Origin of the sequence: Stutzerimonas chloritidismutans AW-1, assembly GCF_000495915.1 — a bacterium.
GTDB classification, from domain to species: domain Bacteria; phylum Pseudomonadota; class Gammaproteobacteria; order Pseudomonadales; family Pseudomonadaceae; genus Stutzerimonas; species Stutzerimonas chloritidismutans.
This window is the reverse complement of the sequence record NZ_AOFQ01000011.1, coordinates 23552-49302: the sequence shown is the minus strand read 5'-3', so window position 1 is coordinate 49302 and position 25751 is coordinate 23552. Positions and strand designations below refer to the sequence as shown.

Annotated in this window: 27 protein-coding genes; 20 read left to right on the top strand and 7 right to left on the bottom strand. The window is 57.6% G+C overall.

The features are described from left to right. Nucleotides 1-451: 451 nt before the first annotated feature. The 11 genes from F753_RS0124665 to F753_RS49475 all read left to right on the top strand — a co-directional run bounded on the left by F753_RS0124665 (nucleotide 452) and on the right by F753_RS49475 (nucleotide 10577). The gene (locus F753_RS0124665) at nucleotides 452-2608 is read left to right on the top strand and encodes a type IV secretory system conjugative DNA transfer family protein (RefSeq protein ID WP_023444289.1); all 2157 of its coding nucleotides are present in this window, start codon (nucleotides 452-454) and stop codon (nucleotides 2606-2608) included. A 1-nt stretch (nucleotide 2609) separates the two neighbouring features. Then, nucleotides 2610-3242, top strand: coding sequence for a nucleotide-binding protein (locus F753_RS29510; RefSeq protein WP_023444288.1), 633 nt, complete (start codon nucleotides 2610-2612; stop codon nucleotides 3240-3242). Beyond that, nucleotides 3242-4195, top strand: coding sequence for a ParB/RepB/Spo0J family partition protein (locus F753_RS48760; RefSeq protein ID WP_023444287.1), 954 nt, complete (start codon nucleotides 3242-3244; stop codon nucleotides 4193-4195). Before F753_RS29510 ends, F753_RS48760 begins: the two co-directional genes overlap by 1 nt. Then, complete coding sequence (locus F753_RS49490; RefSeq protein WP_156924022.1) at nucleotides 4195-4635, top strand: hypothetical protein; 441 nt, start codon at nucleotides 4195-4197, stop codon at nucleotides 4633-4635. The genes F753_RS48760 and F753_RS49490 overlap by 1 nt, the downstream gene beginning before the upstream one ends. A 2-nt stretch (nucleotides 4636-4637) precedes the next feature. Further along, entirely contained in the window at nucleotides 4638-5225 is a 588-nt protein-coding gene (locus F753_RS29505; RefSeq protein WP_023444286.1) for a hypothetical protein, read from the top strand. Then, nucleotides 5225-5494, top strand: a complete 270-nt coding sequence (locus F753_RS50285) for a helix-turn-helix domain-containing protein (protein WP_156924021.1) — start codon at nucleotides 5225-5227, stop codon at nucleotides 5492-5494. The genes F753_RS29505 and F753_RS50285 overlap by 1 nt, the downstream gene beginning before the upstream one ends. Continuing rightward, nucleotides 5491-7521, top strand: coding sequence for a type I DNA topoisomerase (topA, locus tag F753_RS29500; protein WP_023444285.1), 2031 nt, complete (start codon nucleotides 5491-5493; stop codon nucleotides 7519-7521). The genes F753_RS50285 and topA overlap by 4 nt, the downstream gene beginning before the upstream one ends. A gap of 3 nt (nucleotides 7522-7524) precedes the next feature. Then, nucleotides 7525-7713, top strand: coding sequence for a hypothetical protein (locus F753_RS29495; RefSeq protein ID WP_023444284.1), 189 nt, complete (start codon nucleotides 7525-7527; stop codon nucleotides 7711-7713). 508 nt (nucleotides 7714-8221) lie between these two features. Then, the gene (gene ltrA / locus F753_RS29490; protein ID WP_017517123.1) at nucleotides 8222-9643 is read left to right on the top strand and encodes a group II intron reverse transcriptase/maturase; all 1422 of its coding nucleotides are present in this window, start codon (nucleotides 8222-8224) and stop codon (nucleotides 9641-9643) included. Nucleotides 9644-9844: 201 nt separating this feature from the next. After that, nucleotides 9845-10195, top strand: a complete 351-nt coding sequence (locus F753_RS49480; protein WP_128578999.1) for a hypothetical protein — start codon at nucleotides 9845-9847, stop codon at nucleotides 10193-10195. A gap of 136 nt (nucleotides 10196-10331) precedes the next feature. After that, entirely contained in the window at nucleotides 10332-10577 is a 246-nt protein-coding gene (locus tag F753_RS49475) for a hypothetical protein (RefSeq protein ID WP_156924020.1), read from the top strand. Between the two features lie 11 nt (nucleotides 10578-10588). On the opposite strand, the gene F753_RS29480 is transcribed toward F753_RS49475, so the two are convergent. The 3 genes from F753_RS29480 to istA all read right to left on the bottom strand — a co-directional run bounded on the left by F753_RS29480 (nucleotide 10589) and on the right by istA (nucleotide 13905). Then, nucleotides 10589-11617 carry an IS30-like element ISPfl2 family transposase gene (locus F753_RS29480; protein WP_011805384.1) on the bottom strand — a complete coding sequence of 343 codons (1029 nt, stop codon included), beginning with the start codon at nucleotides 11615-11617 and terminating at the stop codon, nucleotides 10589-10591. Between the two features lie 403 nt (nucleotides 11618-12020). Then, nucleotides 12021-12770, bottom strand: coding sequence for an IS21-like element helper ATPase IstB (istB, locus tag F753_RS29475; protein ID WP_031297278.1), 750 nt, complete (start codon nucleotides 12768-12770; stop codon nucleotides 12021-12023). Beyond that, nucleotides 12658-13905 carry an IS21 family transposase gene (istA, locus tag F753_RS29470; RefSeq protein ID WP_425337490.1) on the bottom strand — a complete coding sequence of 416 codons (1248 nt, stop codon included), beginning with the start codon at nucleotides 13903-13905 and terminating at the stop codon, nucleotides 12658-12660. Before istA ends, istB begins: the two co-directional genes overlap by 113 nt. 95 nt (nucleotides 13906-14000) lie before the next feature. Here istA and F753_RS29465 point away from each other — a divergent pair, with 95 nt between their 5' ends. The 4 genes from F753_RS29465 (at nucleotide 14001) to F753_RS29450 (ending at nucleotide 18493) form a co-directional block, all read left to right on the top strand. Further along, complete coding sequence (locus tag F753_RS29465; RefSeq protein WP_031297276.1) at nucleotides 14001-15683, top strand: Mu transposase C-terminal domain-containing protein; 1683 nt, start codon at nucleotides 14001-14003, stop codon at nucleotides 15681-15683. Nucleotides 15684-15685: 2 nt separating this feature from the next. Continuing rightward, complete coding sequence (locus tag F753_RS29460; RefSeq protein ID WP_023444279.1) at nucleotides 15686-16594, top strand: TniB family NTP-binding protein; 909 nt, start codon at nucleotides 15686-15688, stop codon at nucleotides 16592-16594. A gap of 20 nt (nucleotides 16595-16614) precedes the next feature. Continuing rightward, on the top strand, nucleotides 16615-17808 hold the full coding sequence (locus F753_RS29455; RefSeq protein ID WP_202636815.1) for a TniQ family protein: 1194 nt from the start codon (nucleotides 16615-16617) through the stop codon (nucleotides 17806-17808). A 61-nt stretch (nucleotides 17809-17869) separates the two neighbouring features. After that, on the top strand, nucleotides 17870-18493 hold the full coding sequence (locus tag F753_RS29450; protein ID WP_003155741.1) for a recombinase family protein: 624 nt from the start codon (nucleotides 17870-17872) through the stop codon (nucleotides 18491-18493). A 154-nt stretch (nucleotides 18494-18647) separates the two neighbouring features. Here the strand turns inward: F753_RS29450 and F753_RS29445 are convergent, their stop codons facing one another. Continuing rightward, nucleotides 18648-19334, bottom strand: coding sequence for a haloacid dehalogenase type II (locus F753_RS29445; RefSeq protein ID WP_023444277.1), 687 nt, complete (start codon nucleotides 19332-19334; stop codon nucleotides 18648-18650). A 179-nt stretch (nucleotides 19335-19513) separates the two neighbouring features. On the opposite strand from F753_RS29445, the gene intI1 reads away from it, so the two are divergent. Continuing rightward, nucleotides 19514-20527, top strand: coding sequence for a class 1 integron integrase IntI1 (intI1, locus tag F753_RS29440; RefSeq protein ID WP_000845048.1), 1014 nt, complete (start codon nucleotides 19514-19516; stop codon nucleotides 20525-20527). A gap of 380 nt (nucleotides 20528-20907) precedes the next feature. Here intI1 and F753_RS29435 read toward each other — a convergent pair whose 3' ends face one another. The 3 genes from F753_RS29435 to F753_RS29425 are packed head-to-tail and all read right to left on the bottom strand — an operon-like array spanning nucleotide 20908 to nucleotide 22099. Next, complete coding sequence (locus tag F753_RS29435; protein ID WP_003159187.1) at nucleotides 20908-21444, bottom strand: hypothetical protein; 537 nt, start codon at nucleotides 21442-21444, stop codon at nucleotides 20908-20910. Nucleotides 21445-21455: 11 nt separating this feature from the next. Beyond that, nucleotides 21456-21851, bottom strand: a complete 396-nt coding sequence (locus tag F753_RS29430) for a type II toxin-antitoxin system VapC family toxin (RefSeq protein WP_003159186.1) — start codon at nucleotides 21849-21851, stop codon at nucleotides 21456-21458. Next, on the bottom strand, nucleotides 21848-22099 hold the full coding sequence (locus tag F753_RS29425; protein ID WP_003108276.1) for an AbrB/MazE/SpoVT family DNA-binding domain-containing protein: 252 nt from the start codon (nucleotides 22097-22099) through the stop codon (nucleotides 21848-21850). The genes F753_RS29430 and F753_RS29425 overlap by 4 nt, the downstream gene beginning before the upstream one ends. 181 nt (nucleotides 22100-22280) lie before the next feature. On the opposite strand from F753_RS29425, the gene F753_RS29420 reads away from it, so the two are divergent. The 4 genes from F753_RS29420 (at nucleotide 22281) to F753_RS29405 (ending at nucleotide 25722) form a co-directional block, all read left to right on the top strand. Further along, nucleotides 22281-22847: a recombinase family protein gene (locus tag F753_RS29420; RefSeq protein WP_023444276.1), complete on the top strand. Its 567-nt coding sequence runs from the start codon at nucleotides 22281-22283 to the stop codon at nucleotides 22845-22847. Nucleotides 22848-22941: 94 nt separating this feature from the next. Beyond that, on the top strand, nucleotides 22942-23517 hold the full coding sequence (locus F753_RS29415) for a recombinase family protein (protein ID WP_023444275.1): 576 nt from the start codon (nucleotides 22942-22944) through the stop codon (nucleotides 23515-23517). A 14-nt stretch (nucleotides 23518-23531) separates the two neighbouring features. Continuing rightward, nucleotides 23532-24404, top strand: coding sequence for a hypothetical protein (locus F753_RS29410; protein WP_023444274.1), 873 nt, complete (start codon nucleotides 23532-23534; stop codon nucleotides 24402-24404). Nucleotide 24405: 1 nt separating this feature from the next. Continuing rightward, complete coding sequence (locus F753_RS29405; protein WP_023444273.1) at nucleotides 24406-25722, top strand: site-specific DNA-methyltransferase; 1317 nt, start codon at nucleotides 24406-24408, stop codon at nucleotides 25720-25722. The last annotated feature ends 29 nt before the right edge of the window (nucleotides 25723-25751 follow it).

Here is a 25751-nt window from a genome sequence, read left to right as displayed (position 1 = left end):
GAGGCTAGGGCCCCCCCCAGGGGCGCCCACGACACACCCGCAGGGGTGGCGGCTTTTGGCTCTTTGCTTGGTAGAAAATGCGTGCATTTTCTATGCCTCTATCTATTGCTTTTCTATTATTTAGGCTATTGCATAAATATTAGAATAGCAATAGGATAATGCGCATAACGTTGCGCATACTTAAAGGCAACGGAAAGGGCTTGCCTGCCGGGGGGAACGATGCCGCGAAGCGCATCACGACCTAAGCGCAAACCGCTTGCCTTTAAGTTTCCGATTCGGAAACATGCCGAGGCGAGAAGGCATCGCCAGCCGGCGCCAGTTTCCGATTCGGAAACTGATCAAGGCGCGACAGCTTTCGGGAAAGATGAAATGAGGGGAAGTTTCCGAATCGGAAACTGGACGGTAAGGCTAGAGCGTTTCCGATTCGGAAACAGCACACGAGAAAAACGGAATGGAATTTCTACGACTGATATTGGTGAATACGAATCCGGGGATAGCCGCAGCTATGTCCTTGCTTCTGGGCATCCTCCTTGTCTTGAGCATCACCGGAGCCGTGCGAGAGACAAAGGAAACCACAGCCCTGGAGCTATTCCTTATATGGCTGCGCCGCGCCATGGTGATTCTTCTCGCGGTGCTTCTCCCGCTTACCGCTGCCGCCCTCTACCTACTTGCATACTTCTCATTTGGGCAGGACTGGGCAGCAGCAAGCAACTATATGGACTTGTGGCTGGCCGAGCTGAAAGCCGCCATATCCGATATGTGGTGGTCGCTGATAGTTGTATTCCTGATGCCAGTCCTTATCAGGACTATTGCGCTGCGCTGGGTGCGGCCCGCCTTCTCTGCCTGGCGCCGAAAATTCCGTGTTCGCCAAACTGGTGACGCTCTGTCGGACATTCGCGTCGAGGTATCCAGGATCAAGGCAAAGGACTTCAACCCTCGCTCGTTCTATCAAGACGGAAAGGTTTTTCTTGGCCTCAATGCCGAGGGGAGCCCCATCTATATGGACGATGAAGTTTTTAGAAAAAATCACCTGAAAATCATCGGCCCCTCGCAGACCGGTAAAGGCGTAGGCCTGGGCGTTCTGCTGGATCAGGCTATTAAGAAAGGCTGGGGGGCATGGTTCGTTGACCTTAAACCCGACGATTTCATATACGACATTATGCGCGAGAGCTGCGAGATAAATGGCCGCCCTGCTCCCCTGGTGATGGACTTCAACGGAGTTGGTGATGGCTACTATGCGCCGTTCGTAAACGGCACCATGCGCGAACGTAGAGAGCGCGTCGTTAAGGCTTTCACAATGGCTGACACCGGCCAAACTGCCGACTTCTACAAGCGTAACGAGCGCGAAGTTCTTGATTACCTCATGCCCCTATGGGACGGCACGCTGGCAGACCTGAAGAAGCTGCTAAAAGGCAAACACCCGGAAATAAGCGACCAGAAGAGGAACTGGATCCGCGAGAACTGCGGAAGCATCCAGTCGAATGTTAGTGAATTCAGCCAGCTTGAGGCGCTGTGCGCCACTAAGGATCAATCCTTTGATGTTGCGGCAGCACTGCACGGTAGCCAGGTTGTGTATGTGCGTTCGCACATGAAGGACACGATTGTTCGCAAAGGCACTGTCGCGCTGCTTGATGAAGTCGTGCAAGTGGCTCTGCGCCGCCCTCTTCCCAAGCATGTATTGCTGATCATAGATGAATGTCGATTCGTCGTTTCGGACACCATGGCCGATGCCTTGGCGACCGTTCTGTCAAAAGGGATTAGCATGGGGTTGGCGTATCAGTCTGTAAAAGATTTGCTCAACCTTCCAGACAAATCACTTAACGCCGAGTCCATCAAAACCGGCATCGAGACCAACACGCAAGTGACGGTTAGTTATCGCGCAAATGACGACGAAACTGCCGAGTGGGTATCGCTCCAGACAGGCACGGTACAGAAGAGCGTGACCAAGCTAGAAAAGGTAGAAACAAACCGGGGCGGCGCCGAAGAATGGAGCCCGGAGCGGTCGGTTGGGCAGGTCGAAGAACAGCTAATCCCTGCCAACCAGCTTTTGTCGCTCCCGCCCCGAGTGGGCGCGCTAATACGGCCAAACACGCTGGCAACCTTGGTTTATACATGCTGGATCCCGGTTAAAGAATTGCGCGGCATTCCGCCGCGAGGTACAGCTAACGCAGCGGCGGTCACGCAAAAGCCGCAACCGCCAGCCCCAACCATCGCACCCGAGTCAGATCCATTCGCGGCCGAGGTTGCTACCGAGCCGCAAGCGGATCCATTTGAAAGCATGGACTCCGATAACGATCCGTTCGCAAGCATGGAAGTAACTGATAACGACCCCTTCGCTGAAGCAGAAGAGAAGCCGGCTCCGACTCTGGATGCACACGAAAGCGACCCCTTTAACGCGCCCGACTCAGACCCATTTGCCGAGCAACACCAGAGCACTCCAAAAGCAGGCAAGGGAAAATTGAGCGCTGATGAAGAAGCAGCAATAACCGCAGCACTGGCCGGCATCCTCACCGAGGAAAAGCCTAAGCAGCAAAAAAGCCAAACAGAACAAACTGACAAGCAATCCCGAGTAGACCTATCCGCACTCGACGACATAGAAGGTATTTGACATGAGAATTGCAGTTGCACACATCAAAGGCGGCGTTTCCAAATCCACCACCGCTGTTCACCTGGCAGCAGCCGCTGCAAAGCGAGGCCCTACCCTTCTTATAGATGGCGACCCGCAGGCCAGCGCGGCCTCCTGGGCTGCTTGGCGGCGCGACGCGAAGCGTAGTCCCAGCCCCACCACCATCGTTTTGAAAGATCGCGCCGTTCTCGATGAAGGCCGAACCCTCAGCGCGAATTACGAAACGACGATTGTTGACGTTGGTGGCCGCGACTCCGGCGCCTTGCGCGCCGCGCTACTACTCGCTGACCTTGCGATTATCCCTGTAGGCGCTAGCAGCTTCGACGCGGCGACTATGACTGATCTGCAAGAGATTATCGGCATGGCGCGCGATTTTAACCGCGACCTGAAGGTCAAGATTCTACTTTCGAGAATCGACCCCCGCACCAAAAACACCGAAACAAAGGAGCTGATCGAATTCCTTCAAGAAGAAGGCATGGAAATCCTGGAATCAATCATCTGTGAACGTGTTGGCTTTCGCCGCGCCATTAAAGAAGGCGCGACTGTCGAAGAGCTTGGCAAAGACCAGCTAGCCATCAATGAAATGCAAGCTCTCTTTAATGAGGTACTGAAGTAATGCAAAAGAAGCCGAATCTGGATGAATTTCTCGTCCCTGGAACAGCCCGCCCCGAGCCGAGCGTATCAAGCGATAACGGTCGCGTTCTGTACGCCCCAATAGACAAGCTGCGCCCAAACAAGCAGCAAGATCGGGACGACATGGACAGCGAAGCGAGCGCGGATCACATCAAGGCGCTCGCTGAATCCATCAAGCTCAAGCTTCCAAATGGCCAGCGATACGGGATCCGTCGCCCTATCGAAGTTCGCCCCGCCGACGAAGAAGGCATTCATGAAATCATCGCCGGTGAGAACCGTTGGCGCGCCGGTCAGTTGGCTGGCGAAACAGAGGTTCCCATCATCATCAAAACCGGTGATGAAATCGAAGCGCGCCTGGATCACGTTACTGACAACGCGCTGCGCCGCGACCTAAACCTGTGGCAACAGGCTTGCTCGATCCAGCGCGACCAGGACGAATTCAAGATGACAACCGAGCAGGTCATTGTTGCTCACGGACTCCGCAATAAGTCGCAGCTGAGCAAGTTGATGGCCGTCTTCAAGCTTTCTGAAGAGGCTCAGACGTTCGTTAAGAAGGGGCTTTGCCAGGACGTGAACCTGGTCTATGACCTCCGCAAGCTGCAACCCGAGCAGCTATCAAAGTTAGCCACTCGCGTGATGAACAAGGGCGAATCCTTCCCTGTTGCACTTAAAGCCGTTTTGCCGAAAGAGCCCAAGACTCCGAAAGAACCCAAATCAACGCCGGGGCAGGGCGGCGACGCGGGACCTGAGAGCAACGGCCAGGAGCAGGGGGACGCGCCTCAAGCAAACGCAGGGGTCACTATCAACGTGGACATGAACGCAGCACTAGCTCTCGCCGTATTGCTTGACATAGACGCCCCCGAGGGCGTTGCTGCAGCCGAGCTAACTCAGTTGCTCCACGACAAGATTCGCGGTCTGGTTGGAGATACTGAGTAATGCCCTTGGTGCGCCTGGCAACAGCAAGCGATTATGAGTCATTCGATTTCATGGGGCGCACCATGTACCGCGTCAGTTGGTGTGATCGTCTGTGTCCAGGCAACCCCTCGGAAGACCCGGCAACTGGCGCAGAGCTGTTCAATGAATGGCAATGCGCTATAGCTGCCGGCCATGACCCGCAATCTGATCCAGGGCAACGCCTGGATCAGATTGTTGAATGGTGTTTAAACGCAGATAATAAAGATGCATTTAAACTTGCCGCCACCATAGCAAACAAGTTTAAAAGAAGCGCGGAACATATAACTCTAGAGTTTTCGACGGATGACTATAGAGAGCCAGCCCTGGCATATAGATATGAACTAGCGTTTCTAAATAAGCAGGTTATGGAGTTATCTGCCGAAGTTATTTTAAAACTTCAAAACCTATCCAAAGGTAGTTAGAAATGACAAGCATGGAAAAACAAGCTGAATACGATGTTAGGATAAAGGTTCACGACCTTTATCTAATCATCCTTTGGGATACAAGTTACTTCGCCCCACGCCCTGAGGATAAGCGGATATGCGGCCGGCGCGTAGCTGAAAACCTGTTCTCGCTAGAAGCGTTCGCTAGCAACCCGAAACCAGAGCACAGAATTGCACAAGCTCTCGCCGAGAAACTTCGACCAGAGTTGGCGAAGCAAATCAAGGATGTTGAAGAAAAGCTTAAAGCGAGTCTGATCCAGGTAAACCAGGAGCTAGCGGATCCACTGATTAAAGCGGTCGATGTGTCTTTGCCTGAGGGCAATACATACGAACTCAAGATCGACAAAGGACGCGGAACGCCGCTGGTAAATAGCTTCATCCGCCTGTTTGTTCTTGCTGACCAGATAACCGCCTCGCTTAAAGAACTGCATTATCGCGGAGCGCTTACAAAAGGCGAATACAAAAAGCGCGAAGATCAATATGCCAAACCTCTTCGCAAGGTCATGCACGAATTGAACCTGATCATCAAGCGCTATCACCAGCAGCGAAAAGCAATACTCGCCAAGTAATGTCTCTATCAGAAAAACCTGCAGAAGCCGCCCTAATAGGGCGGCGACTCTATCACGAACGAAAGAATGCAGGATTGACACAAGAACAGTGCGCGGAAGTAGGCGGCGTTAGGCGAAGAACACAGCTTGCTTACGAAACCGGAAGGTCTTCTCCAGACGCACTTTATCTTCAACGCCTGCACAACTTCTCAGGCGGCGCGAACCGAATAGATATTTTCTATGTAGTAACGGGGCGCCGAGTTTTATTTACCACTCGGAGTTTCGGATGACTGATTTAATTATTGTTGAATCCCCTGGAAAAGTTAGAACTATTGAAGGCTACCTGGGCGCTGGGTACAAAGTAGCGGCGAGCGTCGGCCATATCCGCGACCTACCAGAGAAGCGCATGGGAATCTCGCCTCCAGACTTTCGCCCCGAGTATGTTTTTACCGAGCGAGGCAAGGAGGTGGCCAGCAGGCTCAAGCGACTGGCAGCGGAGTGCCAGAACGTCTATCTGGCCACTGATGACGACAGGGAAGGGGAGGCCATTGCTTGGCACATTCAACAGGCCCTGGGCCTGCAAAACCCCAAAAGAATTACGTTCACTGAAATCACTCCGAGCGCCCTAAAACAGGCGCTCGCCCAACCAGGAACCATCAACTTAGGCAAGGTGGCAGCTCAGGAAGCCCGGCGCTGCCTTGATAGACAGGTCGGATATATGGTGAGCCCGGTTGTTGCTGAACAGCTTGGCGACCGCAGCTTTTCAGCTGGGCGCGTTCAATCCGTTGCTGTTCGCCTCGTCGTAGACAGAGAGGAAGAGATTGCTGCGCATGTGTCCATTGCACATTTCGGCGCCACTCTATGCTTTGGAGACTGGACAGCGAAGTGGCAAACAAAACCCTTGCTCCAGGACGGCGAAGAATACTGGACGGACAGGGCGTTTGCAGAGCAGGTTGCTCAGCTGAAGAGCGTTCGCGTCGTTTCATGCCAAGCAACCGAAAGCAAGAGCAGTCCACCCGCGCCATTCATAACCTCAACCCTGCAAAAGGCTGCGGGGAACGCCTGTGGCATGAGCCCCAAAGACACCATGAAGGCCGCGCAGGCGCTGTATGAGCAGGGCGCTATTACCTACATGCGAACGGACAACCCAAACCTTTCCAATGATGCTTTGAAAGCGATTGCCGACTACTGCAGAGAAAACGGCCTGCCACTAGTTGAAACCCCGCGAAAGTTCAAAGCGAAGGGTAATGCTCAAGGTGCTCATGAGTGCATTCGCCCCTCCAAAATGTCCGTAACCGAAGCCGGCGAAACCGATGAACAACGCAAGCTATACCGTTTGATATGGCAGCGAACGATCTGCAGCCAACTTCAAGATGCTCGGTTCGATGTGCGCACCGCCATCCTCGAAAGCGTCGATGAAATCGACGGCAAGGTCATCACGCTCCTGGCCAGAGGCAAGAAGCTGGCCTTCCCTGGCTGGAAAAGCCTCGTCGCTCAAGATGCGGCCGAGGATCCAGACAAAGCCGCTTCGGACGAAGCAACCGAAGCGAGCAACCCCGTCCCCAACGTCAACGCCGGGGACCAGCTGGAGGTGAAGTCTGGAGAGCTGACGGTTTCCAAAACAAACCCTCCAGCACGATACACCGAGGTGTCATTGGTCGATGAACTGGAGAAACGCGGCATCGGGCGCCCATCGACCTATTCCGCGATTATCGAGAACATAATCGACACCAGAGGGTATGTTGAAAAGATCGACAAAAAGGTGCCTGGGCCTTTAAGGCCAACGCCTCGCGGTGTGCGCTTAATTAAGGCTACAAGGGGTAAATTCAAATTCTTAGAATATGACTTTACCCGAATAGCAGAAGAACAATTGGAAGCGATAGCAGAGGGCAAAACAACGTTTAAGGCGCTCATAAGTAACGTGCACGGAAAGTTAGTAAATGAAATTTCGGACTACAAGAAAAACACGCCAGCAGCTCACCCGTGCCCGCAATGCGGGCGCGGCCTGATGCTGAATATGCCCCAAAAGAAAAAAGATTCGCCCTGGTGGGGCTGCAGTGGTTTTGAACCGGATGGCGAAGGTTGTGATTACGCAGCCGAGGATAACAACGGAACACCTGGTAAATCCCGCGCTCCCGAGTTATCAGAGTTTGAATGCAAGTCGTGTGGCAAACCCCTTATTCATCGCACTAAAGAAGGGGAGGGCGGTTGGAGTTTTTTCAGTTGCTCAGGATACAAAGCCGGCTGCAAACAAAGCTATCCTGATAAGAATGGCTCGCCCGCATATGAATCACCCAAAGTAAAGGATGATGAATAAAAGATGGACAAGGCAGCTTTACGAGAGCAACTAGAACGCGACGCAAAACGGTTTACAGAGATATACGGCGGCGAAGTCGTAACATACGCTGCAGCCCCTAAGCCGGAGCGTAAAGCGTGGAAGCGCAAGCCCAGCTTACGCGATCTTGCCTATACGGAAGAGCTCCGCAAGATCGAGCAACAAAAGGAATGATTGCATTTCTCCATCCTGGATCCCGACGATTCGGGTAAAAATGCTATCTCAAGGCCGCTTTAAGCGGCCTTTTTTGTGGTGCGCCAGGCATGGCGCGTAGCGCCGTGACTGGCGCTGTCGGGTTCACTGTGGTGGTGAGCCTGGCGACTTGGAGGTGAAAGTCCTCTACACACCCGGCAAGGGGAAGTGTTAGCTGAAGGCAAGGGTGTCGCGGGCGACTGCGAATCTGAAGGAAGCCCGAGGCAAAATGCTGGCCTGACGAACAGGAAGCGGATGAGGCGGCGCAGCGGGGTGAGGTGGCCATAATCGCCAAAGCCCGATACTTGCACGGAACGCTGCGACGTAGATCCGACAGGCATAAGCAGGAAGGTCGCGCGAATTACCCTGGGAGATCTGTACGCTTGCCATTGTGCTACCGATTGTCGAGAGGCGACGGGATGGGCGTGCAGAAGTCAGCCGAGGCCGTAGTAAGTGGCGGTCAACCACGCCATCAAGGGCCGAACAGGTCATGCCGCCAGTAGGCGTCAGCGTCTCGTCGATAACCGAAATGCAGAAATTTCTCCAAGAGAAGACTGTCACCCCGAGTCCCGGCCAGAGGCCGAGGATGACGCCTGACAGCGCAGAGGTATCGGCGGCGTCGGTGACGTGGATGAACGCGGAGCCGGACACGCTGATGGAGCGGGTGCTTGCACCGGCGAATCTCAAGCGTGCGTATCAGCGCGTGGTCAGCAACAAGGGGGCGCCGGGTGCCGATGGCATGACGGTCGCCGACTTGGCAGGCTACGTGAAACAGTATTGGCCCATCCTGAAGGTCAGGCTGCTGGCAGGTGAATACCATCCCCAGGCAGTGCGGGCGGTCGAAATTCCCAAACCGCAGGGCGGTATGCGGCAACTGGGCATTCCCAGTGTCGTGGATCGCCTGATCCAGCAAGCCCTGCTGCAACAGCTCACGCCGATCTTCGATCCGCTGTTCTCGGACTATAGCTACGGCTTCCGTCCGGGCAGAAGCGCTCACCAGGCTGTCGAGATGGCCCGCACCCATGTGGCGGCGGGTCATAGGTGTTGCGTGGAACTCGATCTGGAGAAGTTCTTTGATCGGGTCAACCACGACATCCTGATGTTCTGTGTTGAGCGCCATGTCGAAGACAAACAGGTGCTCAGACTCATCCGCCGTTACCTCGAAGCGGGCGTCATGTCGGACGGGGTTGTCAGCCATCGGCAGGAGGGGGCGCCGCAAGGCGGCCCGCTTTCGCCGCTGCTGTCGAACATCCTGCTCGATGAACTCGACCGTGAGTTGGAGCGGCGAGGCCATCGCTTCGTGCGCTATGCCGATGACGCGAACATTTATGTCCGTAGTCCGCGTGCTGGCGAACGAGTGCTGGCCAGTGTCGAGCGGTTCCTGAATCACCGTCTGAAACTGAGACTGAATCGGGACAAGAGTCGCGTGGCTGGGTCGTGGAAATGCGACTACCTGGGGTATGGGATGAGTTGGCACTCGCTGCCTAGACTGCGAGTGGCAACCATGAGCCTGCGCCGTGTGCGCGACCGTCTCAGGGAACTGCTGCGAGGGGTGCGGGGCCACAAGATGGCGAATGTCATCGAGCGGGTAAACCCGGTGCTGCGAGGCTGGGCAGGCTACTTCAAGCTCAGCCAGAGCAAGCGTCCACTGGAAGAGCTGGATGGCTGGGTCAGGCACAAACTTCGCTGTGTCATCTGGCGGCAATGGAAGCAGCCCTCTACGAGGGCGCGCAACCTGATGCGCCTGGGATTGAGCGAGGAGCGTGCCTGCAAGTCGGCCTTCAATGGCCGAGGCCCGTGGTGGAACTCAGGAGCGCCGCATATGAATCAGGCGCTGCCGAAGAAGCTATGGGACAGACTTGGACTGGTCTCGATACTGGATACGATCAATCGGCTTAACCGCATGGCCTGAACCGCCGTGTACGGAACCGTACGCACGGTGGTGTGGGAGGACGGCGGCCGTGAGGCCGCCTCCTACCCGATCGCGTTTCCACGCTGAAAGCCGCATAAACACTGGAACACCCGTCCTGCTTAGGCTAGGATTACCCCGTCAGCGTTTAGAGCACATGGCTGACTGAAATGCTCTCTCACTAACCGTTACAAGGAAATAACCATGTCTGGTATCAACCTCGACTTTCAATCGTTTCAATCCATTTTCGATTTCGCTCCTGGTGTTGAGTCTGCTGTTGCAGAAACTCATGAGCCGTATGCAATTGCATACCTCACCTATCTCGGTGCAAAACCTTTCGGTCATGCCCAGATTCACCAGAAAGCTCAAAATGATGGTTCCATCAAATCTGAAAAAGTCGAAGCTTTTTCTGATAAGCAATTCCTGTATGTATGCCGCACCATCAATGGCATTACTCGGGTTTTCAAATTTTATGCTCCTACCGGCCTGCTTCTTGTTGAAGCTTGCCGTATTGCAGAAGAGCATTACAAAATGTCTACCCTCGATCTTCAATGATCTAGGTTAGACACAGACGAGATAGCTTCGGCTATCTCGTTTTTTTTTGCCCTCAAAAAAAATTCTGCTATATTCAAGCTGCAGCGTTAGAGCACTCGGCTGCATATTGCTCACCATTAATTGAAGGAGTTCCATCATGGGCCACACTGAAGCTTATCAATTCATTGATCCGCGTGACGGTGAATATGGTGTTTGCTACAGCAAGCCTACACTGGAGCAGGCCGAACAAGCCGCAGCAGAGATAGGTTATTCTGGAGCAATTCAGAAGATAGTTATCGCATCCCCGCCAAAACCTTCCCCTCGCCAAGCTAAACGCGAAGAAGAATGTGAGTGGCTGGATATCGACGGTTATCCTGGTATTCCTGGCGGTTTCAGGAGCTGAGTGCAACACGGTTATTGAATTGAAGCTGGAGCATCATGCCGCATAGCCATGGCTTCTTGCATCACCTCGCTCATGACTTCAATCGGGCATTTGAAGTCGAAGCGCTTGCGCGGGCGCATATTCAATTGCAGTGCAATGGCATCCAGCTCTTCCTGGCTGTGTACCGACAGGTCTGTGCCCTTGGGCAGGTACTGGCGGATCAAGCCATTGATGTTTTCGTTGCTGCCGCGCTGCCAAGGACTGTGCGGGTCGCAGAAGTAGATCGCCACCCCGGTCTTCTGGGTGATCTCGGCGTGCCGCGCCATCTCCCGCCCCTGGTCGTAGGTCATGCTCTTGCGCATCGCCAGCGGCATGCGATTGAGCGCCGCGCTGAAACCTTCCATCGCCGAGGTCGCCGTCGCGTCGTTCATCTTCACCAGGATCAGGTAGCCACTGGTGCGCTCTACCAAGGTGCCTACGGACGAGGCGTTGGCCTTGCCCTTGATCAGGTCGCCTTCCCAATGGCCCGGCATCAGTCGGTCTTCGATCTCCGGCGGGCGCACGTGGATACTGACCATCTCGGGGATCTGGCCGCGCCGATCTACACCGCCAGAGCGCGGCCGGCGGGCCGTCTTGCCTTGGCGCAGGCAGATGATCAGCTCCTTGCGCAGTTCGCCGACCGGCAGGGCATAGATCGCGTTGTAGATCGTCTCGCGACAGACGTAGGCATCTCTAAGGCTGGAAATGTTCATGCTGCGCAGCTTGCCGGCAATCTGCTCGGGAGACAAACGCTCACGCAGCATGTGGACCACCAACTCGAAGCGCTCACTGCCCGGCAGCAGCTTGCGCTTGGGCCGGCAGGCTTGGCGCCGAATCCTCATCTGTTGTTGGGCGCTACGGGCCGCGTAAGCACCAATGCCGTCTTGATTGCGTCTCAGCTCGCGGCTGATGGTCGAGGGCGATCGGTTGATCAGGCGAGCAATCCCGCGCAGGCTGAAACCTTGGGCTTGACCGAGTTGAATGGCGGCGCGCTCTTCGACGCTGAGTTCGGAATAGGACATGGGGCAACACCGTACCGGAAAGGTCAGGTGTTGCACTCAGTTTTTGCGGCCGCCCCTTTTTAGGTGATCCAGGAACACAAAAAAGGGGCTAATTATTAGCCCCTTTCTTTTTGCCTGGCGGCGCCCCCGGTTATTTCGCTTGGCAGACTACGCTAGCCAACCAAAATAACCGGGTCGATTAATAGCGATCCTCTAGGATTGAGCCTAGCCAGTACCCCCCAGCCACCAGCGCAAACAAGACCACCGTCTTGGTGTACCAGGCCGCCCACCAGGCAACTTCAGGTTCAATGCCCCTAAACGCAGGTGTAAGTGCGGATTTCGGTGAACGTGACCGCTCATTTCGCTAACAACGTGACCGGTGCCTCCACCCGATTGCGCGGGGTTTAAATTCTAACCGCATCGGTCACGATGCGGCTTCTTCCTCCGTGTTTTTCCGCCGCAGTGACTCACCTTTCATCATGATTCGGTAGGCGTTGTGCACCAGGCGGTCGAGCAATGCGTCGGCCAGCGTGGGGTCGTTGATCCAGCCGTGCCAGTGCTCGACCGGCAATTGGCTGGTCAGGATGGTGGAGCGGCTACCGGCGCGGTCGTCGATCACTTCCAGCAGGTCATGCCGGGCGTTTTCCTCCAGCGGGGCCAGGGCCCAGTCGTCCAAAATCAGAACGTCGACCTTAGCCAGCTGTTGCAGGGTGCGCCCGAAGCTACCGTCGCCGTGGGCGATGCGCAGTTGCTCTAGCAGGCGCGGGGTGCGCAGGTACAGCGCGCTGTAGCCCTGGCGGCAGGCCTGGTGGCCCAGGGCGCAGGCGAGCCAGGTCTTGCCGACGCCGGTTGGGCCGGTCAGCAACAGGTTGTGCCGTTGGCGGAGCCAGTCGCCGCTGGCCAGGGTCGCGATCAGGCGCTCGTCCAGAGTGCGGCCACGGCGGCGATCGAGGTCTTCCAGGCAGGCGCCGGCGTACTTGAGCTTGGCCTGTTTGCGCAGCCGCTCCAGACGCTTGTCGTCGCGCCAGGCCAGTTCGCGATCGAGCAGCAGGCCGAGGCGTTCATCGAAGCTCAAGCTGTGGCTGGCCGGCAGCGTCCACTGCTCTTCCAGCGCTCGGGCCATGCCGCTCAGCCGCAGTTGGTGCAGCTGGCTCAGGGTGTGTTGGGTCATCATCGAACAGTTCCTCTTGGGTGTAGTAATCGGCGCCACGGACGTTCTCGTGGCTGCTGGGTTGCGCTGCCGGCGTCGCGGGCTTGGGCAGTGGTTGTTGGTCGAGCCCTTGCTTGAGCAGGTTGCGCACGGTGCGGCCGTTAAGCGCCCGCAGTTGCACGGCGCGGCTGGCCGCCGCCTCCAGGCGCGCGTTACCGTACTGGCGGGCCAGCGAGAGCAGGCCCAGGCAGGCGCGATAGCCCATCTCCGGGTGCGGTTTGTGGGTCAGTTGGTACTCGACGATCTGCCGGGCGTGCGGGCCGATTCGCTCGCCCCAGTCGAGCAGGCGCTGCGGCGTCCACTCGCGGTGCGCCTTGTGCGACGCCGGCATGTGTTCGCTCTGGGTGCTGTAGGCGCCGCGCCGCTGAAGTCGCAGGTGGCTGGCGACCCGCCGGTTGCCGTGCAGGATTTCCACGGTATGCGCGCTCAGCCGCACATCGACGCTCTGTCGGGCCAGGGCCGAGGGCACGCTGTAGAAGCCGCCGTTCACTTCGATGTGGTAGTCGATGTTGACCTTGCAGCGCTTGAAGGTCACCACCTCGTAGGGGTGCTGTGGCAGTGGCCGCAGCACCGGTTGATCGAGCCGCTCGAACCACTCCCGGCGGCAGCCGTCGAGCTTCTTGAACGGGCGCTGGTTCAAGTCCTCAAGCAGCTCGGCAATCGCCTGATTGAGCGCATGCAGGCTGAAGAACTGCTGGTGGCGCAGCCGCGCCATGATCCAGCGTTCGACGATCTGCACCGCCACCTCGGCCTTGGCTTTGTCCTGCGGCTTACGCGGCCGCGCCGGCAGCATCACCGTGTCGTAATGCCGGGCACACTCCAGCGCGGCGCGGTTCAAGCCCGGCTCGTAGCGATCAGGATGGGCGATCAGGGCGCGCGGGTTGTCCGGCACGACCATCTCGCTGACCCCGCCAAAGTAGCTGAACGCCTGGCCCAGCGCGGTCAGCCAGTCCACCTGGGCTTCACCCGGCGTGGCGCAGGCATAGGTGTAGTTCGAGGCCCCCAGCGCCGCGACGAAGATATGCGCCCGGCTGATCTCGCCGGTGGCTGGTGTCATTTTCAGAAGACGACTGCACCAATTGACGGGGCGTAACGCCAGATGTGCAGGCGACTCCTGACAACGCAATATCAGAAGTCATCTGCACCAATCTCGACTATGCTCAATACTCGTGTGCACCAAAGCGAGGTGTGAGCATGGCGTCAGACACATCATTGATTGCCGAGCAAGGCGTGGCCACCCTGCCCGATGCGGCTTGGGCGCAGGCCCGGCAACGGGCGGAAATCATCGGGCCGCTGGCAGCGCTTGATGTGGTCGGGCATGAAGCCGCCGATGCCGCTGCTCACGCGCTTGGCCTGTCCAGGCGGCAGGTGTATGTCCTAATCCGCCGTGCCCGGCAAGGTGCTGGGCTTGTGACGGACCTGGCTCGCAGCCGATCCGGCGGCGGAAAAGGCAAGGGACGCTTGCCGGAATCAGTTGAGCGCATCATCCGCGAGTTGCTGCAAAAGCGCTTCCTGACCAAGCAGAAGCGCAGCCTGGCGGCCTTTCACCGCGAAGTCACTCAGGTGTGCAAGGCTCAAAAACTGCGAGTGCCGGCGCGCAACACCGTGGCCTTACGGATCGCCGGCCTCGATCCGCTCAAAACCATGCGCCGCCGGGAAGGCCAGGATGCCGCCCGCGACCTGCAAGGTGTAGGCGGCGAGCCTCCTGCCGTGACCGCGCCGCTGGAGCAGGTACAGATCGACCATACGGTCATCGACCTGATCGTGGTCGATGAGCGCGACCGGCAACCGATTGGCCGCCCGTACCTGACCCTCGCCATCGACGTGTTTACCCGCTGCGTGGTTGGAATGGTGGTCACGTTGGAAGCGCCATCCGCCGTCTCGGTCGGCCTGTGCCTTGTGCATATCGCCTGCGACAAGCGCCCTTGGCTGGAAGGGCTGAACGTGGAAATGGATTGGCCGATGAGCGGCAAGCCCTTGCTGCTCTACCTAGACAACGCGGCCGAGTTCAAGAGCGAGGCCCTGCGCCGGGGTTGCGAGCAGCATGGCATCCGGCTGGACTATCGTCCGCTGGGACAGCCGCACTATGGCGGCATTGTGGAACGGATCATCGGCACGGCGATGCAGATGATCCACGACGATCTACCGGGAACAACCTTCTCCAACCCGGACCGGCGCGGCGACTACGATTCCGAAAACAAGGCCGCTCTGACATTGCGCGAGCTGGAGCGCTGGCTCACATTGGCGGTCGGCACCTATCACGGCTCCGTGCACAACGGCCTGTTCCAACCGCCGGCGGCGCGCTGGGCTGAGGCCGTGGCGCGTGTCGGTATACCGGCCGTCGTCACCCGCGCCACGGCTTTTCTGGTCGATTTTCTGCCCATCATCCGCCGCACGCTGACCCGCACCGGCTTCGTCATCGACCACATCCACTACTACGCCGATGCGCTCAAGCCGTGGATAGCTCGGCGCGACCGCTTGCCTGCGTTCCTGATCCGGCGCGACCCGCGCGACATCAGCCGCATTTGGGTGCTGGAGCCGGAGGGTCAGCACTACCTGGAAATTCCCTACCGTACCTTGTCGCACCCGGCTGTCACCCTATGGGAACAACGGCAGGCGCTGGCGAAATTACGGCAGCAAGGGCGCGAGCAGGTGGATGAATCGGCACTGTTCCGCATGATCGGGCAGATGCGCGAGATCGTGACCACCGCACAGAAGGCCACGCGCAAGGCGCGGCGCGATGCGGATCGACGCCAGCACCTCAAGGCAACGACACCGCCTGTCAAAGCGATGCCACCGCCGGACGCAGAGATGGCTGACCCGCAGGCAGACAAGCAGCCACCAGCCAAGCCGTTCGACCAGATCGAGGAGTGGTAGCCGTGGACGAATATCCCATCATCGACTTGTTACACCTGTTGCCGGCGGCGCAGGGATTGGCCCGGCTGCCGGCGGGCGAGCGCATCCAGCGTCTTCGCGCCGACCGCTGGATCGGCTATCCGCGCGCGGTCGAAGCGTTAAACCGGCTGGAAACCCTGTATGCGTGGCCGAACAAGCAGCGCATGCCAAACCTGCTGCTGATTGGCCCAACCAACAACGGCAAGTCGATGATCATCGAGAAGTTCCGGCGCACGCATCCAGCCAGCGCCGACGCCGACCAGGAGCACATCCCGGTACTGGTCGTTCAGATGCCGTCTGAGCCGTCGGTGATCCGTTTCTATGTTGCGCTGCTCGCCGCAATGGGCGCGCCACTGCGCCCGCGCCCCCGACTGCCAGAAATGGAACAACTGGCGCTGGCACTGCTGCGCAAGGTCGGCGTGCGCATGCTGGTGATCGACGAGTTGCACAACGTCCTGGCCGGTAACAGCGTCAACCGCCGGGAATTCCTCAATCTCCTGCGCTTCCTCGGCAATGAACTGCGCATCCCACTGGTCGGGGTCGGCACGCGTGACGCCTACCTGGCCATCCGCTCCGATGACCAGTTGGAAAATCGTTTCGAGCCGATGATGCTGCCGGTATGGGAGGCCAACCACGATTGCTGCTCACTGCTGGCCAGCTTCGCCGCTTCGCTTCCACTGCGGCGACCCTCGTCGATTGCCACGCTGGACATGGCCCGCTACTTGCTCACACGCAGCGAGGGCACCATCGGCGAACTGGCGCACTTGCTGATGGCGGCGGCCATCGTCGCCGTGGAGAGCGGCGAGGAAGCGATCAACCATCGCACGCTGAGCATGGCCGATTACACCGGTCCCAGCGAGCGGCGGCGGCAATTCGAGCGGGAACTGATGTGAAGCCAGCGCCACGCTGGCCACTGCATCCGGCCCCCAGAGAAGGCGAAGCCTTGTCTTCGTGGCTCAACCGCGTGGCCATTTGCTATCACATGGAGGTGTCCGAGCTGCTGGAGCACGATCTTGGTCACGCTCAGGTCGATGACCTGGATACCGCGCCACCACTGGCGCTGTTGGCGATGCTCTCCCAGCGGAGCGGCATCGAGCCGGACCGGCTGCGTTGCATGAGTTTCGCCGGCTGGGTGCCTTGGCTACTGGACAGCCTTGATGATCAGATTCCAGACGCATTGGAAACCTATACGTTCCAGCTCTCGGTGCTGCTGCCGAAACTCCGCCGTAGGACGCGATCCATCACGAGCTGGCGTGCCTGGCTGCCCAGCCAGCCGATACATCGCGCCTGTCCGCTCTGCCTGAACGATCCGGAGAACCAAGCCGTACTGCTCGCGTGGAAGCTGCCCCTGATGCTGAGTTGCCCGCTGCATGGCTGCTGGCTGGAATCCTATTGGGGCGTGCCAGGGCGGTTTATCGGCTGGGAGAACGCCGACGCCGAACCGCGCACCGCCAGCGACGCGATTGCGGCGATGGACCAGCGTACCTGGCAGGCACTGACAACCGGTCACGTGGAGCTGCCGCGCCGAAGCATCCACGCCGGATTGTGGTTTCGGCTGCTACGCACGCTGCTCGATGAGCTGAACACCCCGCTTTCCGCGTGCGGAACCTGCGCGGGGTATCTCCGCCAAGCCTGGGAAGGCTGCGGGCATCCGCTGCGTGCTGGGCAAAGTCTGTGGCGACCGTATGAAACCCTGAATCCGGCAGTACGGTTGCAGATGCTGGAGGCGGCGGCAACGGCAATCAGCTTGATTGAGGTGAGGGACATAAGCCCGCCGGGCGAGCATGCAAAGCTGTTCTGGTCCGAACCCCAAACCGGTTTCACCAGTGGCCTGTCGGCGAAAACGCCGAAGCCCGAACCCGTCGATCACTGGCAACGGGCAGTCCAGGCCATCGATGAGGCCATCATTGAAGCGCGGCACGACCCCGAGACGGCACGCTCGCTGTTCGCGTTGGCTTCCTATGGTCGGCGCGACCCCGCTTCCTTGGAACAGTTGCGCGCCACCTTCGCGAAGGAAGGCATCCCCCCGGAATTTCTGTCACATTATGAGCCTAGCCTACCCTTTGCATGCCTTAGACAGAATGACGGGTTAAGTGACAAATTTTGACGTGCAGAGCTTCCCGATGCAAACTGTCACATAATCGAACGTATACGTGACGGGTGAAAAGGTGCTGATCGGCTACATGCGGGTATCGAAGGCGGACGGATCCCAGTCCACCAATTTGCAACGCGATGCGCTCATCGCCGCTGGTGTGAGCCTTGCGCACCTTTACGAGGATCTGGCCTCGGGCAGGCGCGATGATCGCCCAGGGTTGGCTGCTTGCCTGAAGGCGCTTCGTGAAGGGGACACGCTGATCGTGTGGAAGCTCGATCGGCTTGGCCGTGATCTGCGCCACCTGATCAACACCGTGCACGACCTAACTGCGCGTAGCGTGGGCCTGAAGGTCCTGACCGGTCACGGTGCGGCGGTCGACACGACGACTGCCGCCGGCAAGCTTGTGTTCGGTATTTTTGCCGCGCTGGCCGAGTTCGAGCGTGAGTTGATTTCCGAGCGAACAGTCGCTGGACTTATCTCGGCGCGCGCTCGCGGCAGGAAAGGGGGGCGCCCCTTCAAGATGACCGCCGCCAAGCTACGCCTGGCGATGGCCAGCATGGGGCAACCGGAAACCAAGGTGGGCGATCTCTGCGAAGAACTCGGGATTACCCGGCAGACGCTCTACCGGCACGTGTCGCCCAAGGGCGAACTGCGGCCAGACGGCGTAAAGCTGCTCTCCCTCGGTTCAGCCGCATAAATGGAGGCGACCTGGAACGGGGCGCTGTTCAGTGCGGCAACGATCCGATTACCGGTGTCGACCCAGAGCAGCCGTAGAGCTTTTGGGAAAGCTGTCGTTCAACGTTTGAGTTGAGGGCGCGGCCCGTCAGGGCCATCGGCCCTCGAACGAATTGTTAGGCGTACCTGCATTCTTGGCCAATTTGTTCAGCCAAGGTAGAAAGACCATTTACAGTTAACGTTGGCTCGATTCCCCACGGATCGAATAATGCCTCAGGGGAACGTTTAATCCACGCCGCACGCATTCCTGAAGAAATGGCTCCAATTACATCGAATGGATTACTTGATACAAGCCAAGCATCCGCTCCCAAAGCACCAGCCCTTCTCAAAAAATGACTATATACGCCGGGGTTTGGCTTGTATGACTTCATTTCATCAACACTCACCACGCCGATAAAGTGGTCCCGGATTCCAGCATTCTTTAGCAATATCTCTACCGCATCGGCGCTGCCATTCGAGAACGCGAACATTCTAAAGCCGGCTTTCTTTGCGCGAGCCAACCCGTCTTCTACATCGTCGAATGCCGGCAGTACTTTATATGCGCCCAAGAGTTCCTCCTTCTCTTTCAGGCCAAGCGGGACTTTAAAGTATGAACTCGCGTAATCGAGAGCATTGCTGGTACATACGGAAAAGTTTTCATAATTCTGCATTAACCCACGACGAAATGAATATTCGAGTTGTTTCTCACGCCAAGTACGAGAAAATTCAGAGGCTTTATCGCCAACATGTTTTTCCAACGCAACGATAACGCCATGCGTATTGATTAGAGTTCCATAGACATCAAACGCAAGTGTAATAGCCATGTGATTCCTTTTCATTATTGCGGTGCCAAGATTGGACGCCTAACTTTGTTTTAGGGCGACTGCCCTGCTGCGTAACATCGTTGCTGCTCCATAACATCAAACATCGACCCACGGCGTAACGCGCTTGCTGCTTGGATGCCCGAGGCATAGACTGTACAAAAAAACAGTCATAACAAGCCATGAAAACCGCCACTGCGCCGTTACCACCGCTGCGTTCGGTCAAGGTTCTGGACCAGTTGCGTGAGCGCATACGCTACTTGCATTACAGCTTACGAACCGAACAGGCTTATGTCCACTGGGTTCGTGCCTTCATCCGTTTCCACGGTGTGCGTCACCCGGCAACCTTGGGCAGCAGCGAAGTCGAGGCATTTCTGTCCTGGCTGGCGAACGAGCGCAAGGTTTCGGTCTCCACGCATCGTCAGGCATTGGCGGCCTTGCTGTTCTTCTACGGCAAGGTGCTGTGCACGGATCTGCCCTGGCTTCAGGAGATCGGAAGACCTCGGCCGTCGCGGCGCTTGCCGGTGGTGCTGACCCCGGATGAAGTGGTTCGCATCCTCGGTTTTCTGGAAGGCGAGCATCGTTTGTTCGCCCAGCTTCTGTATGGAACGGGCATGCGGATCAGTGAGGGTTTGCAACTGCGGGTCAAGGATCTGGATTTCGATCACGGCACGATCATCGTGCGGGAGGGCAAGGGCTCCAAGGATCGGGCCTTGATGTTACCCGAGAGCTTGGCACCCAGCCTGCGCGAGCAGCTGTCGCGTGCACGGGCATGGTGGCTGAAGGACCAGGCCGAGGGCCGCAGCGGCGTTGCGCTTCCCGACGCCCTTGAGCGGAAGTATCCGCGCGCCGGGCATTCCTGGCCGTGGTTCTGGGTTTTTGCGCAGCACACGCATTCGACCGATCCACGGAGCGGTGTCGTGCGTCGCCATCACATGTATGACCAGACCTTTCAGCGCGCCTTCAAACGTGCCGTAGAACAAGCAGGCATCACGAAGCCCGCCACACCGCACACCCTCCGCCACTCGTTCGCGACGGCCTTGCTCCGCAGCGGTTACGACATTCGAACCGTGCAGGATCTGCTCGGCCATTCCGACGTCTCTACGACGATGATTTACACGCATGTGCTGAAAGTTGGCGGTGCCGGAGTGCGCTCACCGCTTGATGCGCTGCCGCCCCTCACTAGTGAGAGGTAGGGCAGCGCAAGTCAATCCTGGCGGATTCACTACCCCTGCGCGAAGGCCATCGGTGCCGCATCGAACGGCCGGTTGCGGAAAGTCCTCCCTGCGTCCGCTGATGGCCGGCAGCAGCCCGTCGTTGCCTGATGGATCCAACCCCTCCGCTGCTATAGTGCAGTCGGCTTCTGACGTTCAGTGCAGCCGTCTTCTGAAAACGACACCGATGTCGTTTTCAGAAGGCGACTGCACCAGTTCACTGGGCTGGCCGCCGTGTGTGCATAGAACTTCTGACCGGGAACGGTCAGAAGTTCTATGCACGAAGCGCCGCGAGAGATCGGAATTGCTCAGAACTCTTGTGCACGGCGCGACAAAGCCGGAACCGCCGAAAATTCCGGCGATCAACCGGCAAGCTGCTTGATGCGCTCGGCCAGGCGGCCGAAAGCCTCGTTCACGTATTCCAGCACCTTGGGTTCTGCGCCCTGCGTGCGCAGCGAGTCTTTGAAGGCTTCCAGGTCGGACAGCCATTGCCGATGCAGGCGGCCCAGCTCGTCGAGCTGAGGCCGGAAGTCTTGGAGACTGCCGCTCGCACGAAACGCCTGGTAGCCACGCTCAAGCGTGGCCGCCGTGGTCAGCAGTTGCGCGCCCATTTGCTTGTGCTGTTCGGAGAACTCGGCCATGCCGTCATAGGGCCGCGAAGCCTTGCGGCGCTCGGCTTCGGATGCCTCTTCCATGATGCGGGCGTAGCGGTAGAACCCTGGGAACTCGCGGGACAGCGCCATGAGCTGCTGATCGGATGTGCCGACCCAAATCCTGTGCAGGTCAGGCCCGTACCCCATCATGCGATTGATGATGGCATGGGCCTCGCTGACACCCTGGGCGGCAAGCTGCTGCATGTGTTGGTCGATCTTCGCGGCCAGTCGGCGGAATTCGTTCATGCTCATGTCCGTCACAAAAGGCGCGTTGATTGCCCTTGCGCCGTGAGAAGTGCCACCGCCTTCTTATCGAAGGAAACGAAGGTTTCCCCGCCAAGCCAGTTGCCTTCGTAGGCAATGACGCCATCGGCAAAGTCTCCGCCCGCGTCGAGCACCAGCAAGCCAGCCTCCACGGCAGGCCGGTTCACTTCCACATTCGCGGCGGCCAGTAGTGCCCGGATCGCGCTGGCCGCGTCGGCTTGCTGGAAGCCGTAGACACGCAGCAGCACCCAAACAAATTCGCATAGGCACGGCAGCGCGACCGCGATCAACTCGGCGTCGGTCAAGACTGCGGCGGCAACGTCCGCTTGTGCGGGATCGTCACGCACAACCGCACGCACAAGGACGTTGGTATCGACTGCGACCTTCATTGCTTACCTGCCCAGCCTTGCGCCGCCGCCTCGTTGATTTCTTCGATGGTGGCAACCTTCTGCGTCTTGCCCGCGAGCAGGCCGACAAAGCTGGCTATCGTCCCTGCGGGCCGTGCCGCCTTGAGCACGCCCCGACCGTCTGGCAACAAGTCCAGCTCGATCTTGTCGCCTGGCCTGATGCCGAGGTGTTGCAGTACGTCCTTCCGAAACGTCACTTGTCCCCGTGCGGTAACGGTCAATGTGGTCATGGTGGTTTGCCCTCGCAATCAAGGTTGATGCTTCACATAGTAATGCAAAAATGCCTTACCGTCAATGTCCGTCAAACGATCATTAGTCGGCCATGCCGGACACTGTCCAGCAAAGTTATTGCACAACGGGTTGTCGGACATTAAGATAGGCGGACGGAATGACGGACAAGAGAGGCGGCAAATGGCACTGATCGGCTATGCGCGGGTATCGACGGCGGAACAGGACACCGCCTTGCAGACGGATGCGCTACGCAAGGCAGGCTGCGAGCGCGTTTTCGAGGACACGACTTCCGGGGCCAAGGCCGACCGCCCCGGCTTGGCTGATGCGCTGGCCTACCTGCGCGACGGCGACGTGCTGGCCGTCTGGCGGCTGGATCGGCTCGGGCGCTCTATGCCGCACCTAATCGAAACGATAGGCGCGCTGGAAGCGCGAGGCGTCGGCTTCCGTTCTCTGACGGAAGCCATCGACACCACCACGCCAGGCGGGCGGCTCATCTTCCACGTGTTCGGCGCGCTGGGCCAGTTCGAGCGCGACTTGATCCGCGAGCGCACCAAGGCCGGGTTGACTGCCGCCGCCGCTCGTGGGAGGAAGGGCGGGCGAAAGCCGGTTGTCACCGCCGACAAGTTGCAGCGAGCGCGGGAGCACATCGCCAACGGGCTTAATGTCCGAGAGGCCGCTACACGGCTCAAGGTGAGCAAGACGGCCCTGTACACCGCGCTGCAATCCACCAGTGCGGCCGACTCCTGATATTCCGTGCAGTCGTCTTCTGAAAATGACACTGTCTTTGGATGCCTTGGCCTGTTAAAATATCCGTCAATTTTTCAATGTTTAGGTACTGTCCATGAATCAACGCATCGGCTATGCCCGCGTTTCGACGGACGATCAGCACCTTGATTTGCAGCGTGACGCGCTGACGAAAGCCGGGTGCAGCGTCACCTACGAAGAGAAGGCCAGCGGCAAGACAGCAGACCGCCCGGAGCTTGACCAGTGCCTCAAGGCGCTGCGAGCTGGTGACACCCTTGTGGTGTGGCGGCTGGATCGACTCGGGCGCAGCCTGAAAGACCTGCTGCGGATCGTTGACGATCTAAAAGAGCGCGGTATCAGCTTTGTGAGCCTCACCGAAAGGATCGAGACGGATACCGCAGCGGGCAAGATGGCTTTCCATTTGTTCGGGGCGCTGTCTGAGTTCGAGCGGAGCTTGATCCGCGAGCGCACACAGGCCGGTCTAGCTGCCGCCCGCGCCCGTGGCCGGGCAGGAGGCCGTAAGCCGAAATTGGACGATAAACAGGTACGAGAGATTAGAAGGCTAATGACTGACCCGACGATACCTGTCAGCCAGATAGCCAAGAGCTACAAAGTTTCCAGAACAACGATCTATAAGGTCGCTCCTGTTCGTCAACAGAATTCAACCATCTAACTACAGGGTCAACCGTGGCTATAGAAAAGAAATTTAGAGATTACAAAGACGAAGCCGAGGCATGGATTACGCTCGCCACTGGCGAGTATTACCCAGACATTTTGCCGGATGCCTGCCGACTCTATGAGCCTGTGCTGGTCGAATTCGGTTTGTTGTTGAAAGCCTCCCACTCCTCAACAAATTTCTTTAGCTCCATCATGGAGACAAGAAATCAGTGGATGCGCACGCAGCTTTGCCGGGTGTTCAAGAAGTACGTCAGCCCGCAAACTCCCGTTGAAATGCTCAAGCGCAAGAGTGATGCCGCCAAAATTTGCGCTCAATTTGGCGATGCGTTCCGAAGCATCGTGGAGGTACAGCAGAAGTTTGATACGCGCCCCATGCCAGATGAAGCTCTCTGTGCTGTCCTATGGGAATACAAAGATCGTGGCAAGAAGGGCTATGACCTGACGGAGCGGCTGTTTGACGTGCTTCGTAGTCAGCACGTCGGGCTTGTCGTTACTGGGCCTGAGCGTGCTGGTAAAGACGTGTTGTTGGGCAACATATTCAAAGACTACCCGAAGCCTGATCGTCCAGTAGATTTTGTAATCTATGACGGGAAAAAGGTGCTTGCAATCGGCTTGGCGCGTTATGACTCAGATCGTGGCGGTGCGCAAGAAGATGATCGTACAGGCCAGTATCGAGAGGTCGCGCAAGAGATTATTGGGTACGCTGACAGCCACGGGATGCAGCATATCAAGGTAATTTATGTGAACGATGGGCCGGGCTTGTTGCTTGGCTCGATGTGGAATGACTATTCCTACATCGAAGATCAATGGCCGGGCCGCGTTAAGGTTGTGACCTTGCGAATGGTGCCTGATCGAATTACTGCCGAATGGTTGGGGTCTTGATATGGCAGTTCCTATTCCCGGGAAGGGGAAGCGTAGCAATGGTGCACAAGGTCACCCTGCTGACACTGGTGGCTTCCGCTTAGAGTACCCCGGCAAGAAGTCGGTAGAGGAAATTCTGGCAACCCCAGCGGGTCGGTATGTACCAAATCCGGCCTACTTTGGTGGTGATAACAGGCTTTACCACGCGGATAACCTTGCCGTGTTGTCTGCGCTTGCGCAGGATGAATCAGTCGCAGGGAAGGTTAAGCTGGTCTACATCGACCCGCCGTTTGCAACTGCTTCTGCCTTTGAGTCACGCAAGCAAAAGCACGCCTACGATGACCATTTGGTCGGGCCTGCTTTCGTAGAGTCCCTGCGCGAGCGACTGGTTTTAATTCATCGTTTGCTTGCTGATGATGGTTCTCTATACCTCCATCTTGATGAGAGGATGATTTTTCACTTCCGGGTTGTTCTCGATGAGATTTTCGGAGAAAAAAACTTCCGAAACTGCATTACCCGGAAAAAGTGCAATCCGAAGAATTACACCCGTAAGACATACGGAAATGTGGCTGACTATATTCTCTTTTATACGAAGAGTGACAGCTATGTTTGGAATCGGCCTGTTGAGCAATGGGACGACGCCAAGGCTTTGAAGGAGTACCAATACGTTGATCCTGATGGTCGCCGCTACAAGAAAGTGCCTGTCCATGCGCCAGGCGTTCGTAATGGCGAGACAGGCAAGGATTGGAGGGGGAAGCCGCCTCCGCCCGGTAAGCACTGGCAGTACCCGCCTTCAACATTGGATGAAATGGATGCCAGAGGTGAGATTTATTGGTCGGCCACTGGAAACCCAAGGCGAAAGATTTATTTGGAGAACAGCGCGGGAATTCCAGTGCAGGATATTTGGATGGATATGAGGGATGCTCACAATCAGAACATCCATATCACCGGTTATCCAACCGAGAAGAATCCGGCATTGTTGGCGCGAATAGTCGAAGCATCATCTAACCCCGGCGATCTGGTTATGGATTGTTACTCGGGTTCAGGAACGACGATTGCAGTTGCCGCCAGTCTTGGCCGCCGTTGGATTGGTGTTGACCGTAGTGATGAAGCAATCAGAACTACCCTACATAGGTTCGAGCTTGGCACTGAGCGCATGGGCGACTTTGTGAATGCGAAAAAGCAAGGTGCGCTGTCGTTGCATGAACCAATAACCGACTTTGTTCTGTACGAGCCGGAGACTGAGGCGGTTCTGGTCGTGGAGAGTGACAAGCCCGTTAAAAAGACCCGCCGCGTTGCTAAGTCGTCGGAAATCACTGAGGCTCTCGCAGCTCGATGAGTAGATCGGGCCAACTTGCCCCAACCGTG